General features: G+C 73.0%; 16 protein-coding genes and 1 tRNA gene. 12 read left to right on the top strand and 5 right to left on the bottom strand.

The annotated features are described in order from the left end of the window. From mmsB to araA, 5 genes are all read left to right on the top strand, one after another. Positions 1 to 1,260: a multiple monosaccharide ABC transporter permease gene (mmsB, locus tag ACWEJ6_RS09710; protein WP_364329458.1), complete on the top strand. Its 1,260-nt coding sequence runs from the start codon at positions 1 to 3 to the stop codon at positions 1,258 to 1,260. A gap of 72 nt (positions 1,261 to 1,332) precedes the next feature. Continuing rightward, positions 1,333 to 2,316, top strand: coding sequence for a LacI family DNA-binding transcriptional regulator (locus ACWEJ6_RS09705; protein ID WP_452422776.1), 984 nt, complete (start codon positions 1,333 to 1,335; stop codon positions 2,314 to 2,316). 104 nt (positions 2,317 to 2,420) lie between these two features. Continuing rightward, a complete protein-coding gene (gene araB / locus ACWEJ6_RS09700) occupies positions 2,421 to 3,989 on the top strand; it encodes a ribulokinase (protein ID WP_452422774.1) in 1,569 nt (522 codons plus the stop codon). Between the two features lie 11 nt (positions 3,990 to 4,000). Beyond that, positions 4,001 to 4,648, top strand: a complete 648-nt coding sequence (locus tag ACWEJ6_RS09695) for an L-ribulose-5-phosphate 4-epimerase (RefSeq protein ID WP_452422712.1) — start codon at positions 4,001 to 4,003, stop codon at positions 4,646 to 4,648. Beyond that, the gene (araA, locus tag ACWEJ6_RS09690) at positions 4,645 to 6,099 is read left to right on the top strand and encodes an L-arabinose isomerase (RefSeq protein WP_452422710.1); all 1,455 of its coding nucleotides are present in this window, start codon (positions 4,645 to 4,647) and stop codon (positions 6,097 to 6,099) included. The genes ACWEJ6_RS09695 and araA overlap by 4 nt, the downstream gene beginning before the upstream one ends. On the opposite strand, the gene ACWEJ6_RS09685 is transcribed toward araA, so the two are convergent. Then, positions 6,096 to 6,443, bottom strand: coding sequence for a PLDc N-terminal domain-containing protein (locus ACWEJ6_RS09685; protein ID WP_387663450.1), 348 nt, complete (start codon positions 6,441 to 6,443; stop codon positions 6,096 to 6,098). The genes araA and ACWEJ6_RS09685 overlap by 4 nt on opposite strands. A 66-nt stretch (positions 6,444 to 6,509) precedes the next feature. Between ACWEJ6_RS09685 and ACWEJ6_RS09680 the strand changes: the two genes are divergently transcribed. From ACWEJ6_RS09680 to ACWEJ6_RS09670, 3 genes are all read left to right on the top strand, one after another. Continuing rightward, positions 6,510 to 7,715 carry an FAD-binding protein gene (locus ACWEJ6_RS09680; protein ID WP_452422708.1) on the top strand — a complete coding sequence of 402 codons (1,206 nt, stop codon included), beginning with the start codon at positions 6,510 to 6,512 and terminating at the stop codon, positions 7,713 to 7,715. 91 nt (positions 7,716 to 7,806) lie between these two features. Continuing rightward, positions 7,807 to 8,598: an LLM class flavin-dependent oxidoreductase gene (locus ACWEJ6_RS09675; protein WP_452422706.1), complete on the top strand. Its 792-nt coding sequence runs from the start codon at positions 7,807 to 7,809 to the stop codon at positions 8,596 to 8,598. 36 nt (positions 8,599 to 8,634) lie between these two features. Next, a complete protein-coding gene (locus ACWEJ6_RS09670) occupies positions 8,635 to 9,039 on the top strand; it encodes a DUF3224 domain-containing protein (RefSeq protein WP_452422704.1) in 405 nt (134 codons plus the stop codon). A 29-nt stretch (positions 9,040 to 9,068) separates the two neighbouring features. Here the strand turns inward: ACWEJ6_RS09670 and ACWEJ6_RS09665 are convergent. Next, positions 9,069 to 9,141: transfer RNA gene (locus ACWEJ6_RS09665), tRNA-Ala, on the bottom strand. Between the two features lie 94 nt (positions 9,142 to 9,235). Here ACWEJ6_RS09665 and ACWEJ6_RS09660 point away from each other — a divergent pair. Beyond that, entirely contained in the window at positions 9,236 to 9,901 is a 666-nt protein-coding gene (locus ACWEJ6_RS09660) for a tRNA-dependent cyclodipeptide synthase (protein ID WP_452422702.1), read from the top strand. Between the two features lie 14 nt (positions 9,902 to 9,915). On the opposite strand, the gene ACWEJ6_RS09655 is transcribed toward ACWEJ6_RS09660, so the two are convergent. After that, positions 9,916 to 11,406: a YfbK domain-containing protein gene (locus ACWEJ6_RS09655; protein WP_452422700.1), complete on the bottom strand. Its 1,491-nt coding sequence runs from the start codon at positions 11,404 to 11,406 to the stop codon at positions 9,916 to 9,918. Positions 11,407 to 11,677: 271 nt separating this feature from the next. After that, positions 11,678 to 12,697, bottom strand: coding sequence for a type III polyketide synthase (locus ACWEJ6_RS09650; protein ID WP_452422698.1), 1,020 nt, complete (start codon positions 12,695 to 12,697; stop codon positions 11,678 to 11,680). 184 nt (positions 12,698 to 12,881) lie between these two features. Between ACWEJ6_RS09650 and ACWEJ6_RS09645 the strand changes: the two genes are divergently transcribed. Beyond that, entirely contained in the window at positions 12,882 to 13,829 is a 948-nt protein-coding gene (locus ACWEJ6_RS09645) for a helix-turn-helix domain-containing protein (RefSeq protein ID WP_452422772.1), read from the top strand. A gap of 1 nt (position 13,830) precedes the next feature. Here the strand turns inward: ACWEJ6_RS09645 and ACWEJ6_RS09640 are convergent, their stop codons facing one another. Beyond that, a complete protein-coding gene (locus tag ACWEJ6_RS09640) occupies positions 13,831 to 14,493 on the bottom strand; it encodes a TetR/AcrR family transcriptional regulator (protein ID WP_452422696.1) in 663 nt (220 codons plus the stop codon). Positions 14,494 to 14,515: 22 nt separating this feature from the next. Here ACWEJ6_RS09640 and ACWEJ6_RS09635 point away from each other — a divergent pair, with 22 nt between their 5' ends. Next, a complete protein-coding gene (locus ACWEJ6_RS09635) occupies positions 14,516 to 15,847 on the top strand; it encodes an MFS transporter (RefSeq protein WP_452422694.1) in 1,332 nt (443 codons plus the stop codon). Next, complete coding sequence (locus ACWEJ6_RS09630; protein WP_387663465.1) at positions 15,844 to 16,257, top strand: hemerythrin domain-containing protein; 414 nt, start codon at positions 15,844 to 15,846, stop codon at positions 16,255 to 16,257. The genes ACWEJ6_RS09635 and ACWEJ6_RS09630 overlap by 4 nt, the downstream gene beginning before the upstream one ends. The last annotated feature ends 10 nt before the right edge of the window (positions 16,258 to 16,267 follow it).

The raw sequence follows: 16,267 nt of genomic DNA, 5'->3' as shown, positions 1-16,267 counted from the left end.
ATGAGCAGCATCACGCCCGCCGACGTGCAGGTCGGCGCGGGAGGCGACGGGGGAGCGCCGCGGCGGCCCGGCCGGGTGTCGCTGGGCGGCCTGTCGCTGAACCTGCGTTCGAGCGGCATCTACATCGCCTTCGCGCTGATCATCGTGCTGTTCTCGGTGCTCACCGACGGCGCGTTGCTCCAGCCGCAGAACATCTCCAACATCATCGTCCAGAACTCCTACGTCCTGATCCTGGCGATCGGGATGATCCTGGTCATCATCGCCGGGCACATCGACCTGTCGGTCGGCTCGGTGGTGGCGGTCACCGGGGCGCTGGCCGCCGTGCTCATGGTGAACATGGGCCTGCCGTGGCCGCTGGCCCTGCTGATCACGGTCGCCGCCGGCGCGCTGATCGGGGCCTGGCAGGGGTACTGGATCGCCTACTTCGGCATCCCGGCCTTCATCGTCACCCTGGCCGGCATGCTGCTGTTCCGCGCGCTCACCATGACCGTGCTCGGCAACCAGGGCATCGGCCCGTTCCCCGACCAGGTCCGCACGCTGGCCAACGGCTTCACCGACGGCTACCTCGGCAACGTGGGCCTCGGCCCGCTGGGCGGCGCCGACCTGTTCAGCCTGCTCATCGGCCTGGTCGCGATCGGCGGCATGGTCGCCGCCCAGTGGCGCACCCGCAACGCCCGCAGGGGCTACGGCCAGTCGGTCGAGCCGATGGCCGTGTTCGCGCTGAAGATGGCGGCCGGCGCCGCGCTGATCCTGTTCCTGGTCGTGCAGCTCGCCCGCTTCAAGAACCTGCCGTGGGTGCTGGTGCTGCTGGCCGCGCTGGTGCTGGCGTACTCGCTGATGGCCAACCGCACGGTCTTCGGCCGGCAGATCTACGCCATCGGCGGCAACCTGCAGGCGGCGGTCATGTCCGGCGTCAAGGTCAAGTCGGTGGTCTTCTGGATCTTCGTCAACATGGGCGTGCTGGCCTCCGTGGCCGGCATCATCTTCGCCGGCCGGCTCAACCAGGCGGGCCCGACCGCGGGCAACAGCTTCGAGCTGGACGCCATCGCGGCCGCCTTCATCGGCGGCGCGGCCGTCCAGGGCGGCGTGGGCAAGGTCGTCGGCGCGATCACCGGCGGTCTGATCATGGCTGTCATCAACAACGGCATGTCGCTCATCGGCTCGCCCAGTGAGCGCGTGATGCTCGTCAAGGGCGCCGTGCTGCTGGCCGCCGTCGCGTTCGACGTGTGGACCAAGCGGCGCGCCGGCGCCTCCCGCTGACCGCCGCAGGCCCCGGCAAGCCCCGCGAAAGGAGAACCCGTGGTACCGAGCCCCAGGCCGCGTCCGCCGGTCATGGCCGACGTGGCCAAGGAGGCCGGCGTGTCGCACCAGACGGTCTCACGGGTGCTCAACGACCACCCGAACGTCCGGGCCGACACCCGTGCCCGGGTGGAGGAGGCGATCGTCCGGCTGGGCTACCGGCGCAACCTGGTCGCCCGCGCGCTGGTCACCAAGCGGTCGCGCACCCTCGGGGTGGTGAGCTTCGACACCACCCTGTACGGCCCGGCCAGCATGGTCTACGGCATCGAGCAGGCGGCCAGGACCGCGGGGTACTTCGTCAGCATCGTGAGCCTGAAGTCGATCGACGCGGCCAGCGTCCGTGACGCGCTCGACTACCTGGCCGAGCAGAGCGTGGACGGGGTGGTGGTGGTCGCGCCGCAGCGCTCGGCCGCCTCCGCGCTGGAGAGCCTGCCGGCCGGGGTGCCCGCGGTCGTGGTCGAGGGCGCGCACGGCGCCGACGTCTCCGCGGTCTGCATCGACCAGGTCGAGGGCGCCAGGCTCGCCACCCGGCACCTGCTCGACCTGGGCCACGAGACGGTCTGGCACGTCGCGGGGCCGTCCGACTGGCTGGAGACCGAGGGGCGCGTCGAGGGCTGGCGGGCCACGCTGGAGGCGGCCGGCCGCCCGGTGCCCGAGCCGCTGCCCGGCGACTGGAGCCCGCGCGCCGGGTACGCGGCCGGCCGGCGCCTGGCCGGGATGGAGGGGGTCACCGCGGTGTTCGCCGCCAACGACCAGATGGCGCTGGGCGTGCTGCGCGCGCTCAGCGAGGCCGGGGTGCCCGTCCCCGGGCGGATCAGCGTCGTGGGCTTCGACGACATCCCCGAGTCCGAGTTCTTCTCCCCGCCGCTCACCACGGTCCGGCAGGACTTCGACGTGGTGGGCCGCCACTGCATCGAGGTGCTGCTGCGGCAGATCGACGCCGGGCCGGCGGCGTACGAGCGCATGGTGGTGCGTCCCAGCTTCGTCGTCAGGTCCAGCACCGCGCCGGCCCGATAGCCGGCAGGCGAACAGACAACTCTCTGGAGTGCAATGTGAACGCTAACAAGTTCGTGGTCGGAGTGGACTTCGGCACGCTGTCGGGGCGCGCGGTCGTCGTCCGCATGTCCGACGGCGCGGAGCTGGGCAGCGCCGTCCACGAGTACGCCGAGCGCGTCATCGAGCACACGCTCCCCGGCACCGGCGTGCGGCTCGGCCCCGACTGGGCGCTGCAGTCGCCGCGCGACTGGCTGGACGTGCTGCGCGTGGCCGTGCCCGGCGCCCTGGCCGCCGCCGGGGTCGCCGCCGAGGACGTGATCGGCATCGGCACCGACTTCACCGCCTGCACCGTCCTGCCGACCACGGCCGACGGCACGCCCCTGTGCTTCGAGACGCCCGAGCAGCCGCACGCCTGGCCGAAGTTGTGGAAGCACCACGCCGCCCAGCCGCACGCCGACCGCATCAACGAGCTGGCCGCGCGGCGGGGCGAGAGCTGGCTGCCGCGCTACGGCGGCAAGATCTCCTCGGAGTGGGAGTTCGCCAAGGCCCTGCAGGTCCTGGAGGAGGCCCCCGAGGTGTACGCCAGGGCCGAGCGCTGGATCGAGGCGGCCGACTGGATCGTCTGGCAGCTGTCCGGCGTCGAGAGCCGCAACATCTGCACCGCCGGCTACAAGGGCGTCTTCCAGGACAGGAGCTACCCCTCCGAGGACTTCCTCGCCGCGCTCGACCCGGGCTTCTCCGGCTTCGTCGGCAAACTGGCCACCGGCGTGGTCGGCGACGACGTCGGCGGCGTCACCCTGGCTCCCCTCGGCGGCCTGGCCGGCGTGCTGACGGCGCGGGCGGCCGGATGGACCGGCCTGCCCGAGGGCATCGCCGTGGCCGTCGGCAACGTGGACGCCCACGTCACCGCCGCCGCCGCGGACGCCGTGCGACCCGGCCAGATGGTGGCCATCATGGGCACCTCCACCTGCCACATCATGCCCAGCGACCGGCTGGCCGAGGTGCCCGGGATGTGCGGTGTCGTCCGGGACGGCATCGTGCCCGGCCTGTGGGGCTACGAGGCCGGCCAGTCCGCCGTCGGCGACATCTTCGCCTGGTACGTCGACGCCTTCGGAACCGACGGCCACGAGCGCCTGACCGAACTGGCCGAGCGCCAGGCGGTCGGCGCGCACGGGCTGGTCGCGCTCGACTGGTTCGGCGGCAACCGCTCGGTGCTCGTGGACCACGACCTGTCCGGCGTGATCGTCGGCCAGACCCTCGCGACCAGGCCCGAGGACGTCTACCGCGCGCTCATCGAGTCCACCGCGTACGGCGCCCGCATGATCGTCGAGACGTTCGAGAAGTCCGGCGTGCCCGTCGAGGAGTTCGTGGTCGCCGGCGGGCTGCTCAAGAACCGTTTCCTCATGCAGGTCTACGCCGACGTGCTGCGCCGCCCGCTGTCGGTCATCGGCTCCGACCAGGGCCCCGCGCTCGGCTCGGCCGTGCACGCCGCCGTCGCCGCCGGGGCCTACCCGGGCATCGAGGAGGCCGCCGCGGCGATGGGCAAGCGCACGCGGGCGGCGTACGTGCCGGACGAGGCCCGCGCCGACGCCTACGACCGCCTGTACGCCCAGTACCGCGAGCTGCACGACCACTTCGGGGACGGGCGCATGCTGCACACCCTCCGCGCGATCAGGAACGAGGCCGCCAAGTGAACCACGAGGCAATGAGAGCGACCGTCGCCGGGCTGCACGCCGAACTGGTGCACTACGGGCTGGTCGTCTGGACCGCGGGCAACGTCTCGGGCCGCGTCCCGGGCGAGGACCTGTTCGTCATCAAGCCGTCCGGGGTCTCCTACGACGAGCTGACCCCGGAGAACATGGTCGTCTGCGACCTCGACGGCAACCTCGTCGAGGGGGCCCACGCGCCCTCCAGCGACACCGCCGCGCACGCCTACGTCTACCGCGAGATGCCCGAGGTGGGCGGCGTCGTGCACACCCACTCGACCTACGCCTCGGCGTGGGCGGCCCGCGGCGAGGCCATCCCGTGCGTGCTGACGGCCATGGCCGACGAGTTCGGCGGCGAGATCCCGGTCGGCCCGTTCGCGCTGATCGGGGACGACTCCATCGGCCAGGGCGTCGTGGAGACGCTCAAGGGGCACCGCTCGCCGGCCGTCCTCATGCAGAACCACGGCGTCTTCACCATCGGCAAGGACCCCAAGGCCGCCGTCAAGGCCGCCGTGATGTGCGAGGACGTGGCCCGCACCGTCCACGTGTCCAGGCAGCTCGGCACGCCGCTGCCCATCGGCCCGGCCCACATCGACCGCCTGTACGACCGCTATCAGAACGTCTACGGACAGAGGAGCCCGCGTTGAACATCTGGTTTCTGACCGGCAGCCAGGGACTGTACGGCGAGGACACGCTGAGCCAGGTGGCCGAGCAGTCGCGGCGCATCGCCGAGCAGCTTCCCGTGCCCGTGCAGTGGCGGCCCGTGCTGACCGACGCCGCCGCGATCAGGCGCGTCATGCTGGAGGCCAACGCGGACGACGAGTGCGCCGGCGTCATCGCCTGGATGCACACCTTCTCCCCGGCCAAGATGTGGATCGCCGGCCTCGACGCGCTGCGCAAGCCGCTGCTGCACCTGCACACGCAGGCCGACGTCGAGCTGCCGTGGAGCTCCATCGACATGGACTTCATGAACCTCAACCAGGCCGCGCACGGCGACCGCGAGTTCGGGTTCGTGCAGACCCGGCTCGGCGTGCCGCGCAAGACGGTCGCCGGGCACGTCAGCGACCTGGCCGTCGGCGCGCGCGTCGAGGCGTGGGCGCGGGCGGCCAGGGGCGTGGCCGAGGTGCGGGCGTTGCGGCTGGCCCGCTTCGGCGACAACATGCGCGACGTGGCCGTGACCGAGGGCGACAAGGTCGAGGCGCAGCTGCGCTTCGGCGTCTCGGTCAACACCTACGGCGTCAACGAGCTGGTCGAGGCCGTGGACGCGGCCTCCGACGCCGACGTGTCGGCACTGGTCAAGGAGTACGCCGAGCTGTACCGGGTGGCCCCCGAGCTGCTCGGCGAGCGCCACGAGTCGCTGCGGTACGCCGCCAGGATCGAGCTCGGCCTGCGCGGCTTCCTGGAGCGCGGCGGCTTCCGCGCCTTCACCACGAACTTCGAGGACCTCGGCGGCCTGCGCCAGCTCCCCGGCCTGGCCGTGCAGCGCCTGATGGCCGACGGCTACGGCTTCGGCGGCGAGGGCGACTGGAAGACCTCGGTCCTGCTGCGCACCCTCAAGGCCATGAAGCCGGGCGGCACGTCGTTCATGGAGGACTACACCTACGACCTGACGCCCGGCAACGAGCTCATCCTCGGCGCCCACATGCTGGAGGTCTGCCCGTCCATCGCCGCCGGGACGCCGTCGTGCGAGATCCACCCGCTGAGCATCGGCGGGCGGGAGGACCCGGTGCGGCTGGTGTTCGACGCCGCGCCCGGCCCCGGCATCGTCGTCGGCCTGGCCGACATGGGCGACAGGTTCCGCCTGGTGGCCAACGAGATCGACGTCGTCGCGCCGCCGCAGCCGCTGCCGAAGCTGCCCGTGGCCCGCGCCGTCTGGTCGCCGCGGCCGAACCTGCGCACCTCGACCGAGTCCTGGCTGACCGCCGGGGCGCCGCACCACACCGTGCTGTCCACGGCCGTCGGGCGCGAGGAGCTGACCGACCTGGCCGACATGCTCGGCGTGGAGCTGCTGGTGATCGACAAGGACACCACGACGGCGCAGTTCACCAAGGAACTGCGCTGGAACCAGGCGTACTACCGGCTCGCCCAGGGCTTCTAGTCCTCCGGCGGCTTCTTCGGGGCGTTCCTGCGCTGCTCCTCGGCACGTTCGCGGCAGCGGCGCAGGAACTCGGCGTCGTCGTCGGGGTCGGTGGCGGCGAACCGCCCCGGGCGGTCGTACTCGGGGAACGCGCTCGGGCGCGAGGCCGCCTGCGGGGCGCGTTCCGGACGGCCCGCCACGAGCCAGATGACCGAGCCGACCAGCGGGAACAGCAGGACCACCAGCACCCATACGATCTTGGGCAGGTTCCTGCAGACCGCGTCCGGCGTGGTGATCACGTCGAAGAGGCAGTAGAGCCACAACACGAGGGTGGCCAGGCCCATGGCCTCGGACAGATACAGCACGGGGCCGAACGTAGTGACGGGCGGGGGAGTCGGCAAGGGAAACCGGATGAATAGGGTGAAGCCGTGATGTTGACCAACTGGGCGGGCAACACCGCCTTCCGGGCGCGGGCCGTCCACCGTCCCGCCTCGCTCGACGAGCTGCGCGGCCTGGTGGCCGGAAGCGACCGGGTGCGGGCCCTGGGCAGCGGTCATTCCTTCAACGACGTCGCCGACACCACCGGCGACCTCGTCGTGCTCGACCGCATGCCCGCGACGGTCGAGATCGACAGCGCGGCGCGCAAGGTCCGGGTCGCGGCCGGCACCACGTACGCGCGGCTGGCCGAGGCGGTGCACGCGGCCGGGTTCGCGCTGGAGAACATGGCCTCGCTGCCGCACATCTCGGTCGCAGGCTCGGTCGCGACCGGCACGCACGGCTCCGGCGACGCCAACCGCTGCCTGGCCGCCGCCGTGTCCGGGCTGGAGCTGGTCACCGCCGACGGCTCGCTGCTGTCGTTGTCGCGCGGGGACGCCGACTTCGCCGGCGCGGTCGTCTCGCTGGGCTCCCTTGGCGTCGTCCACACGCTGACGCTCGACCTCGTACCGGCCTTCGAGCTGCGGCAGTACGTCCGCGAGGGCCTGACGCCCGACGCGCTCGACGGATTCGACGACATCATGGCGAACGGCTACAGCGTCAGCCTGTTCACCGACTGGCGCGACACCCGGATCTGGCTCAAGCGCCACGAGGAGTTCACCGCCGGCTCCTGGCACGGCACCCGCCCCGCCCCGGAACCCCGCCACCCGCTGCCCGGGATGCCCGCCGACGCCTGCACCACGCAGCTCGGCGTGCCGGGCCCCTGGCACGAGCGGCTGCCGCACTTCCGGCCCGACGCCCCGCCGAGCGGCGCCGGTGACGAGCTCCAGTCGGAGTTCCTGCTGCCCCGCGCGCACGCGGTCGCCGCGCTGCGTGAGCTGTACGCCGTCGGCGACCGCGTCCGCCCGGCCCTGCAGATCTCGGAGGTGCGCACGATCGCCGCCGACGACCTGTGGCTCAGCCCCTTCCGCGACCGCGACAGCGTCGGCGTGCATTTCACCTGGATCAGGGACGTCGCCACCGTGCTCCCGGCGATCGACCTGGTCGAGCGGACGCTCGCGCCCTTCGACCCGCGGCCCCACTGGGGCAAGCTGTTCACCCGCCGCCCCGGCTGCCCCGCCGGCTTCCGCGAGCTGGCCGGGCGGCTGGACCCGGCGGGCAAGTTCGCCAACGACTTCGTCCGGCTACTGCCGGAGGAGTAGCGGCCCGCGCCGGGCATGCGCCCGCCGTCGTAGCGGGCCACCGGTCCGGCGGACGATGTGCCGGCCGGGCCGTCGCGGCATCGTGGAGCGCATGACCGATCACCCGTTCAGATTCGGGGCCGTCGCCGGTTACGCCCCCACCGCGCAGGCCTGGACCGGGCTGGCCCGCAGGGTCGAGAGCCTGGGCTTCGCCACCCTGCTCGTCCCCGACACGCTCGGGACGCTGTCGCCGTTCGCCGCCGCGGCCGCGGCCGCCGCCGTCACCACGACGTTGCGCGTCGGCACGTACGTGATCAGCGCCCCGTACCGCACGCCCGAGACCGTCGCCTGGGAGACCGCCACCCTGCACACCCTCACCGGCGGACGCTTCGAGCTGGGGCTGGGCGCCGGGCGTCCGGGCGCCGAGCAGGACGCGGCGGCGCTCGGCGTGCCGTTCGGCACCCCGGCCGAGCGCGTGGCACGCCTGGACGCGACGATCGACGCGGTCAAGGACGTGCCGATCCTGGTCGCCGCGACGGGCGCGCGCGTGCTGGGGCTGGCCGCGCGCAAGGCCGACACGGTGGCGCTCGGCGTGCCGCCGCAGCACACCGAGGACCAGATCGCCGCCAAGCTGGACGAGCTGTACGAGCTGGCCGGCGACCGCTTCCACGACCTGGAGCTCGGCATGAACCTGGTGGCCGCCGGCGGCGAGCCGCCCGCCTGGCTGGCCGGCCGCTTCGGCCCGCTCGGCCCCGAGGCCACCGGCCTGCTCACCGGCACCCCCGACGAGATGGCCGACGTCCTGCGGCGGCGCAGGGACCGGCTCGGGATCTCGTACGTGACGGTGAACGCCCAGTTCATCGACGCCTTCGCGCCCGTCGTGGAACGTCTGGCCGGTACCTGACGGAAACTGACAGGTAAGACCGGCAGGATGTCTCCCATGACCGCACAGGGAACCTTCGACACCGCCGGCTGGGACGCCAAGCCGCCCTTCGACGACCGCGACGGCGTCGCGCTCGGCCTCGTCAGCATGACCAAGACCTTCCACGGCGACCTGACCGGGACGAGCGTCGTCCATCTGATGGTGGCCTCGACCCCGGTGGAGGACTCGCGCGCCTACGTGGCGCTGGAACGCATCGAAGGCACCTTGGAGGGCCGGAAGGGCGGCTTCGTCGTGGCGCACCAGGCGCTGAGCGACCGCGGAGGCCAGTCGCTCACCATCACGATCGTGCCCGACTCGGGCGTCGGCGAGCTGACCGGCATCGCGGGACGGATGAACATCATCATCGCCCCGGACGGCTCGCACTCCTACACCCTGGACTACGAGCTGCGGGAGAGGAAGTGACCCGGGCGAACGCCCGGGTGGATGAGGGGTGGAGCTATGGGGATTCGAACCCCAGACCTCCTCCATGCCATGGAGGCGCGCTACCAACTGCGCCATAGCCCCTTGCTGCGGTCACAAGTGTATCGGACTCCGGGACCCGCCACACACATGCGCGTACCAGGCATACGCTGAGTCAAATCTTGCTACTCTCCGTGCCATGTCCAGCGTGCAGGCCGTCCCGTTGACCCCGCGGTGCGCGAAGATCCTCGCTGCTCGTGAGCATGCCGTCGTCGAGGTCAGCGCGTTCAACGGGTTCTTCACCCTGCGGGCCATCCGCAGCCTGCTGGAGTGGGCGACCCGCACGTTCACCGGCGTGCACGTGCTCGTGCCGGGCGTCGAGCTGGCCGGCACGCTGGTCGCGCGCGGGCTCCCGTCCGGGGCGGCGCTGATCAAGGCGCGGTCGGCGGCCAACAACACGCGCAACCGGGTGATCCGGGTGCTCGAAGGCATGGGCGCGGCCAACGTCACCGTCTTCGACTGGAACGAGCTGGCCGGCAACCGCGCCTACCGGCGCTCCCGGCGGGAGCTGGAGCGGCTGGCCGCCAAGGACGCAGCGTTCCGCGCCCGGTGCGTGGCGGCGGTGCTGCCGAGCGTCGGCGGCCAGGAGCTCACCCCCGAGCAGGCCGCGAACGCGCTGCCGTTCCTGCTGGCCGGGCTGCCGCTGGTGCTGAACAGCCCGGCGATCCTGCGCACGGGCTCGTCGGTGTTCTGCCACCCCGAGCCCATGCCGCTGGTGGGGGAGCTCTACGCGGGCACGCTGCCCGTCTCGCGCTCGCCCCACCAGGGCTTCGTCGCCTCCCGGCCGGCCCCCGACCCCGCCTGACTCCCGGTCGGCGGTCAGCCGACCGAGCGGGCCTTGTCGATCAGGGTGACCAGCTCGGCGACCATCGGGTCCTCCGAGGTCCGCGCCAGGCGTCCGGCGTGCTCGCGCAGCGCCGGCAGGTCCAGGCCGAACGCCTTCCTGTCGCGCAGGTAGACCGCGAAGGCCGCGACCACCACGTCCACCTGCAGCCGGACCGGCGTACCGGTCCAGATCGAGGCGTTCAGCTCGTCGGCCCGCAGCGACTTGCCGGCCTCGGAGGCCGCCCGGGTGTCGGGGTCCTGCCAGCGCACGGTCGCCTGGGCGAGCTGTCCCCGCGCGCCCGGCTTGAGGCGCAGGGCGTACAGGGCCGTGACCGAGTGGCCGGGGCCGATCTCGCCGCCGTCGCGGCTGTCGTCACGGAACTCCTCGGCCGACATCGCGCGGTTCTCGTAGCCGATGAGCTGGTAGCTCTCCACGACCGAGGGGTTGAAGACGACCTGCGCCTTGGCGTCGCGGGCCCGTACCTCGATGGTGGCCGGGAGCTGGGTGGTGAAGACCTTCTCGGCCTCCTGCTCGGAGTCCACGTAGACGGCCATGCCGTCGCCGTTGTCGGCCAGCTGCTCCATCAGCTCGTCGCCGTAGTCACGGCCGACGCCGACGGTGAGCAGCGTGACCTGCTTGCCCGCGTACTCCTTGACCTGCTCCACGATGGACCGCCACTCGGTGGCGCCCTGGTTGGCCAGGCCGTCGGAGAGCAGGACGACCCGGTTCGTGGCGGCGGCCCGGAACGCCTGCGACGCCTCCCGGTACCCGGCCAGGACGCCGCTCTGCAGGTTCGTGCCGCCGGCGGTGTCCAGCTCGTCCACCGCGGCGTGGAGCTGGCTCCTGGCGGTGAGCGGCGTCATGGAGGCCAGCACCTCCGCCTCGTCGCTGAACGCCACGAGCGACACCTGGTCGCCGGGCGCGAGCTGGTCGAGCAGCTTGTGCAGGGCCGACTTGACCAGGTCGAGGCGGCCGGTCTCGGCCATCGAGCCGGAGACGTCGACCACGAACGTGAGGTTGGCCGGGCGGCGCGCGGCCGAGTCGGAGGCGCGGGTCTGCAGGCCCACGCGGAGCACGGCCTCGTCGCGGCCGGGCAGCCGGGCGCCGTCCACGTGCACGGCGAAGCCGTCGTCGGAGGGCTGCGCGTAGTCCTGCCCGAAGGCGTTGACCCACTCCTCGGGGCGGATCTCGCCGGGCGCGGGCCAGCGCCCTTCCTGGAGCGTACGGCGGGCGTAGCCGTACGAGGCGGTGTCCACGTCCAGGGCGAAGGTGGAGATCTGCGCCTTGGTCGTGTCCTGCTCGGATTCCTGGGTGCCGGCCGGGGACGCGCTCGGCGCGGGTTGACGCTGTGTGTCGGACAGGGGGGCCCGCGCGGCGCTGCCGCTGGACGATCCGCCGGAGCCGCCGCACGCGGCGAGTCCGAGAAGCGCGGCGAGCCCGACGCTGATGGCCAGGGGACGAATGGCTAAGGGGCGACATCTCATCACAACCACCTCCGCGTCCTTTGACGGAGATCCGTGTGGCAGCGGCCGGGCCGGAGACGCAAGCGAGCACAAACCGCGATCGTCACGTGATCAGTTGTGACAGATCAGGATTGATGGGATGGGCGGGGATGTGCGGCGTGGGCGGTCCCGCGGGCCCGGAGGAGGCCGCCGTCGCCCCGCCGTTACCGGCCGTCGCCCGGTCGTTGTCGGCCTTCGCCCGCCCGTCGCCCGGTTGTCGCCTGGTTGTCGGGCCGGTCGTCGGCCGGTCGCGTCACCAGTGCAGCAGGAGCAGTTCGGCGGAGAAGCCGGGCCCCAGGGCCATCAGGACGGCGGGGCGCCCGGGGTGCCCGCGGGTCTCCTGGAGCACGTGGAGCACCGAGACCGACGACAGGTTCCCGTACGTCCGCAGCGACCGCCAGGTCACGTCCAGGGCCCTGGGGTCGAGATCGAGGCTCTGCACGATCTTGTCGATGACCTTGGGGCCGCCGGGGTGGCAGATCCACGTCGGCACCTGGTCGGGGGTCAGGCCGTAGTCGGCCAGGAAGGCCCTGATGTCGTCGGCCAGCACCTGGTCCACGAAGTGGGTGAGGTCGGCGTCGAGCACGATGTGGAACCCGTGGTCACCCACCTCCCATCCCATCAGGTGCTCGGTGTCGGGGTAGAGCCTGCTGCGGGTGGCGACGACCTCGGGGCCCCGGCCGCGCCCGGTGGCCACGACGGCCGCCGCGCCGTCCCCGAACAGGCCGCTGGCGATCATGTTGGCGATCGAGGAGTCGTCGCGCTGGATGGTCAGCGAGCACAGCTCCACGCAGACCAGCACGGCGGCGTGGTCCGGCCAGCCGCGCAGATAGTCGTGCAGGCGCGACAGGCCCGAGGCCCCGGCGGCGCAGCCGAGGCCGAACACGGGCACCCGCTTGACGTCGCCGCGCAGCCCGAGGCGCTGGGCGAGCCTGGCGTCCAGCGAGGGCGTGGCCAGGCCGGTGGTCGAGCAGAACAGCAGGTGGTCGATCTTCCCCGGCGGCACGTCGGCCTTTTCGAGGGCGCCTCGGACGGCCTGTTCGCCCAGGTCGAGGGCGATCTCGACGTACATGGCGTTGGCGCGGGCGAAGGAGTCGAGCTTGGTGTAGCCCTCCAGCGGGAGTGCGAGGTTGCGGCCCACGACGCCGGTGGCCGCGTGGAAGCGCCGCAGCAACTCCTCGTCGCAGTCCGTCAGACGGGAGAACGCTTCGGTGATCTCCGCCTGCTCGTAGCGGTGATCGGGGAAAACGGTCTCTACCCCCGAAATATGCATATATCACTCCTGCCGCAGGGAGCGGAGCGCTAACCTGCTCGCGCCGGATATGGGCGGTTAATATGCGTATGTGCCGCTTCCGACCTCCGGCCGACCGCCCTCGACCCCCGCCGCCCCGCTTCCGGCCCCCGCCCGGCCGCCGGTTCCGGTTCCGCCGCCGGTTCCGCTGCCGGTTCCCGCCCGGTTGCCCACGGTCGCCGTGCTGGCCTTCGACGGGATGGCGCCGTTCGAGCTGGGGTGCGTCGTGGAGTTCTTCGGGCTGCCCCGGCCCGAGCTGGACGTCCCCTGGTACGACCTCAAGGTGTGCGCCGAGACCGCCGAGCCGCTGCGCGTGGTCGGCGGGTTCACCATGCAGGCCGCGCACGGGCTCGACGTCCTGGCCGGGGCCGGGACGGTGATCGTGCCCGGCGTGGCCGACGTCCGGGGCGAGGTCTCGGGCGAGCTGGTCGAGGCGCTGCGCCTGGCCCACGGCCGGGGCGCCCGGATGGTGTCGATCTGCTCCGGCGCGTTCGCGCTGGCCGCCGCCGGCCTCCTGGACGGCCGCGAGGCCACCACCCACTGGAGGTACGCCGACCTGCTCCAGCGGCGCTTCCCAGCCGTCCGCGTCAACCCCTCGGTCCTGTACGTGGACGGCTGCGACGTGCTGACCAGCGCGGGCAGCGCCGCCGGCCTCGACCTGCTCGTCCACCTGGTACGCAACGACCACGGGCCGAACGTGGCCAACGCGGTCGCCCGCCGCCTGGTCGTCCCGCCGCACCGGGAGGGCGGTCAGGCCCAGTTCATCGAGGCCGCCGTCACGCCCGTGGCCGACGACGGCGGCGTGGCCAGGGCGATGGGGTGGGCGCTCGACCACCTGGCCGAGCCGATCGGCGTGGCGGACCTGGCCGCGGTGGCGCACATGTCGCAACGCTCGTTCATCAGGCACTTCAAGCGGCAGACCGGGACCAGCCCGCTGCGGTGGGTGATCTCGCAGCGGGTGGCGGCGAGCCTGCCGATGCTGGAGTCGACGGCGGTGCCGGTGGAGGAGATCGGGGCGGCGGTCGGGTTCGAGAGCCCGGCGACGTTCCGCCACCACTTCACCCGCGCGATGCGCACCTCGCCCTCCGCCTACCGCCGCGCCTTCGGCCCCTGACTCAACCCGTCGCCGTCTGGCCGGGGCGGGGGAGCAGGCCGTCCACCAGGGCGCGCAACCCCAGCTCGTAGGTGTCCTCGGCGGTGAGCTCGGCCCAGCGGCCGCCCAGCTCGGCCAGGCGGGGCAGGGCGGCCGGGTCGAGGCCGGCGAAGACCTGGTCGCGGTAGGTCGGCCCGCCCTCCTCGCGCCTGCGCCCGGCCGCCGCGCGGACGGCGATCTCGCCCGCCGTGTAGTGCCAGATGATCCGGTAGAGGTGCACGGCGCGCTCGGCCGTCAGGCCCGCGCCGAGGGCCGCGTCGATGATCTTCTCCGGATACCACAGCGCGCCGACCGCGAGCAGGTCGTCGGCGCGCAGCACGTCCACCGCCCAGGGGCAGCCGGCCACCGCGTCGCGCATGGCCAGGGCCACCACGACCACCCGTTCGCGCGGGTCGGCGGGCAGGTCGGGGCGCGGCAGGCCGGCCGCGTACTCGTCGAGCAGGAGCAGCAGCAGCTCCTCCTTGTCGCGGACGTGGTGGTAGAGCGCCATCGGCGTGCTGCCGACCTCCTTGGCCAGCCTGCGCATGGTCAGCCCGCCGACGCCGTCGGCCTCGATGACCCGGTGCGCCGCTGCCACGATGTCCGCCCGCGAGATCCGGGGCGGCCTTCCAGTGCGTGCGGGCATGCCGTCATGTTACTTTCTATACATGTATAAAAAGACATCTCCCTGGACGGCGGTGGTGGTCCTGGCGTTCGCGGTCGCCGTCGGGTCACTCCAGATGACCGTCGTCGTCCCGATGCTCCCGCTGCTCCAGCAGCAGTTCGCCGCCTCACCCACCTCCGTCTCCTGGACGCTCACCGCCGGCCTGCTGTCCGGCGCGGTCGCGATCCCGCTGCTGTCCCGGCTCGGCGACATGTACGGCCGCCGCGCCGTCGCCCTGTCCGCGCTCGCCCTGCTCGTCGCCGGTGCGGCGGTCGCCGCGCTGTCCGGCGCGCTCGGCGCGGTCGTCGCCGGACGGGTTCTCCAGGGCGTGTCCGCCGCGCTGCTCCCGCTGGCCATGGGGCTGGCCAGGCAGGCGGTCCCCGCGCACCGGCTGGCCACGGCGATCGGCGTGCTCAGCGCCACGATCGGCGTGGGCAGCGGCGGCGGCATGATCCTGGCCGGGCTGGTCGGCGGCGACCACCGGGCCATGTTCTGGATCCTGGCGGCGCTGGGCGCGCTGAGCTTCGTGCTGGTGGCGGCGCTGGTGCGGGAGGCCGTGCCGGCAGGGCGGGCGGGGCGTCCCGACCTGGTGGGGGCCGTGCTCGTCGCCGGCTGGCTGGTCTGCCTGCTGCTCGCGATCAGCAAGGGCGGCGCCTGGGGCTGGACGTCGCCGCCGACGTTGGGCCTGCTCGCGGGGGCCGTCGTGCTCGCGGTGGCGTGGGTGGTCACGGCCCGGCGCACCGCCGCGCCGCTGATCGAGATCCCCATGCTGCTGCACCGGGGCACGGTCGGGGCCACGGTGGCCTCGTTCCTCATCGGGTTCGCGCTGTTCGGGGCGATCACCACGCTGTCGGCGGTCGCCCAGGGCAACCTCGGGGCCTCGGTGCTGCAGGTGGGGCTGTACCTGCTGCCGACCACGGTGCTGATGCTCGCCGTCTCGATGCTGGCCGGGCCGCTGATGCGGCGCTTCCCGGCCGCGGCGCTGGTCTCCGGCGGCTCCGCGCTGGTCACCGCCGCCGCGGTGTGGCTGGTGGTCTTCCGCGACACCGCAGCCGACCTGTACGGGGCCGCCGCCGTCCTGGGCCTCGGCGTCGGCCTGGTGTACGCGGCGCTCGGCACGATGGCCGTCGAGCACGTCGAACCGGCCAAGACCGCGGCGGCCGGAGGCGTGAACGCGCTGGTCAGGGTCGTGGGCAGCAGCCTGGCCGGAGCCGTCGGCGCGGCCGTGTCGGCCGCCGGAGGAGCGGGCTGGAGCTTCGGCGTCGCCGCCGGGGCCGCCCTGCTGGCCGCCGTGTTCGCGGCCGTCCACCGGGCGAGGGCGGTGGCGTGGGCATGAGCGCGGAACAGCGCCTGATCGCGTGGGGTGACGAACTGGTCAAGCTGCACGACGGCTTCCGGCGGGAGCTGGCACGCCTGCGGGCCGGCGGCGAGGGGTTCGACCTGCGCACGCACTGCCTGGCCTTCTGCGCCGCCCTGCACGCCCACCACGAGGGCGAGGACGCGGTGCTGTTCCCGCACCTGGCCGCCGAGCGTCCCGAGCTGGCCGACGTCCTGGCCCGGCTGGGCGCCGAGCACCGCGTGGTGGCCCGGCTGGTGGCCCGCGTCCGCGACCTGGCCGGCACGGACGCGAGCGCGGGCGACGAGCTCGACCGGCTGGCCGCCGAGCTGGAGGCCCACCTGGACTACGAGGAGGAACAGCTCGTCCCGCTGCTGAACGGCATGACCTCGATGCCCGAGAACCTCTGAGCCCGCCGCC

Source organism: Nonomuraea sp. NPDC004702, assembly GCF_053601695.1.
Note: the sequence above shows the minus strand (reverse complement) of the source record. Positions and strands in the feature narration are given on the sequence as shown.